Below are 2,296 nucleotides of genomic sequence, written 5' to 3'. Positions count from 1 at the left end.
GATTAAATTTAATTAGATGTTTTTGAACTAATTTCATCATTCTCCTCAAGGCATTTAATTAAACATTCTGTCTTTCTATTTCGTCGTCTTAATGAGTATAATCGAGCGCAAAATGAGGTAATTATGCTCACGAAGTCTTGCCTTAAATCGTCTTTTCTTTCTTCTGCTAGATTAACGACCTCTAGATCTCTATTTGTTTGAGTTAAAAGAACTTTCAGATAATTAGGGTCTGCTGAAAAAGTTTTTCCTGGGGGTAGGAGTCAGTAGCCGGTCGTCAGGAGCCGGTCGTTTCGGGCTTTGTTGCCCTTGTTTTTTGTACCAAGCGATGTACTACAAGAAGGATAATGCCAGGTTTTTGAACGTCCCAATCCTATTTTCTTGCACTAACATCGGATTTTAACAGGTCAAAAGCCTTATTTTAAAAGGGTTTTACCATTATTCAGCAAGCCCTAATTACCCTCTTGGGATGTGATGATTCTGCCTTGAAAATAAATGGTACTTTATTTTTTTGCCAGTTCCTTACTGCGACCGACGATCGCCCAGAGATAGCTAATTGCTAAGGCCAAAAACGCGAGGGAAATACTTTCTTTGACGATAAAAATACCCAGACCGATCAGCACACAGGGAACGAAGGTACTTCCCTGACTGGTTAGAATAGTGGCGATGGTCGGCACGCTGGTCAACCCGTAGGCGAACGCACACCAAACCCCCACCAGAATCAAAAACACGCTGACGATAACGATCAGACTTGTTACGCTACTACTGGCGAAAAGGGGAACGTAAATGCCGATATTATCGCTGCCGTTGGCGACGGTCAACGCAGCCACGCTATAGGTGCGCGGGTCAAACCAACGACCGAAGGGGGAATGTTTCGCACCCTCTAGGTTGACTTCGACATTCTCCGGCTCTTCCTCCTTCTCCTCTTCTTTGAGAAGGGAAAAGATGCCGAGAATCACAGGAACGAGGCCTAGATAGCGAATCCATTGAGTAGGGATGAGAAAACACCCGAAAAACCCCGCTAAACTGGCAATAACAAGCAGACTAAAGCCGATATACTGACCGATCACGTCGCGATGACGGAAGAGTTTTCCCGTTTGGCTGAAGAGAATCGTCAGGATCAATATATCGTCGAGGTTGGTGGCGACGAATGCCGCTACACCAGTGGATATCGCGATCACAATCTCGATCATGGTTTTTTCCTTAAGATGGCCGTCGGGTTCGTCCGTTCTTTATACCTTCACCGTGACAGGGGAAACCGAAATATTCGGCGTTCGGCTTTTCCTTCAAAGGTTCTGGAACGGGAGAATTTTACTACCTATCCCGATCGAGAAACTGTATTTCGCACGACCGATCGCCCTAGGCCGCTGCGGGATGGAAAAAGAAAGCGAGGGCGATCACCGCGTAGGTCGCGACGAGTAATATACCCTCTAGCCAGTTCGAGCGACCGTCGTTACTGATCGAGTTAGTCAGCCACACCGCGACGGCGACGGCGACCAATTCAAACGGATCAAAATCGAGAGCCATCGGCTGACCGAGGAAATAACCCGCGATTACGAGAACCGGCGCGACAAAAAGTGCGATTTGCAGACTCGAACCCACCGTCACGGAAACCGCCAGATCCATTTTGTCTTTTAAGGCGACCCTAACCGCGGTGGCGTGTTCGGCCGCGTTGCCGATAATTGGCAGCAGGATCACCCCCGTGAAAAGGGTCGTTAATCCTAATTTATGCGTGGCTTCCTCTAGGGTATTAACTAACAATTCCGATTCGACCGCCACCCCGAGCGTCACGAGCAGTAATATCCCCACCCACAGCCAGAGATTCGGCTTTTTTACCCCTACGGCTTCCCCCGACTCTTGATCGAGATCGGCAACCCCCACCTCGTAAAGATAGGTGTGGGTCTTCATCGAAAACAGCAGACTCAGGCAATACACAAAAATTAATACCGCCGCCACCGCTACCGAGAGACGCTGTAGGGCAATCTCCTGGATTGCGGCGGAGGTGTATTGAAAGGTTGTGGGTAGGAGGATCGCTGCGACGGCGAGATTCATCGACGAGGAATTTAAACGGGCGGTCACGGGCTGGAATTTCTGTTCTTTTTGACTCTCCCCCGCTAACCGCTCGCGCGGTGTAGCGGGGGATTCTCGGTTCTTAGGCTTTTAACTAGATCGACCTGGTTTAACCGGTCGATCCCCGTCAAATCGCCTCCGCGAGCGTTTTCTAACACGGTCAGTCCGACCGCATTTTTTCCTCGGTTCTCAATTACCTTCGCTGATGCCGTATCTCTCGGTTCAATGT

At 49.0% G+C, this 2,296-nt stretch carries 1 protein-coding gene and 3 pseudogenes; all 4 read right to left on the bottom strand.

Annotated features, from left to right (window positions below):
* Window positions 1-8: 8 nt before the first annotated feature.
* Window positions 9-224 (bottom strand): annotated as a pseudogene (locus O9332_RS09105) (IS607 family transposase); the annotation flags it as partial.
* Between the two features lie 276 nt (window positions 225-500).
* Window positions 501-1,190 carry a cadmium resistance transporter gene (locus O9332_RS09100; RefSeq protein WP_288025033.1) on the bottom strand — a complete coding sequence of 230 codons (690 nt, stop codon included), beginning with the start codon at window positions 1,188-1,190 and terminating at the stop codon, window positions 501-503.
* Between the two features lie 166 nt (window positions 1,191-1,356).
* Window positions 1,357-2,115: pseudogene (gene cax / locus O9332_RS09095) on the bottom strand (calcium/proton exchanger); the annotation flags it as partial.
* Window positions 2,112-2,296 (bottom strand): annotated as a pseudogene (locus O9332_RS09090) (RNA-guided endonuclease InsQ/TnpB family protein); the annotation flags it as partial. The pseudogenes O9332_RS09090 and cax, both read right to left, overlap by 4 nt.

Source organism: Microcystis sp. LE19-10.1B (genome assembly GCF_027530565.1).
Lineage (GTDB): Bacteria > Cyanobacteriota > Cyanobacteriia > Cyanobacteriales > Microcystaceae > Microcystis > Microcystis aeruginosa.
Note: the sequence above shows the minus strand (reverse complement) of the source record. Positions and strands in the feature narration are given on the sequence as shown.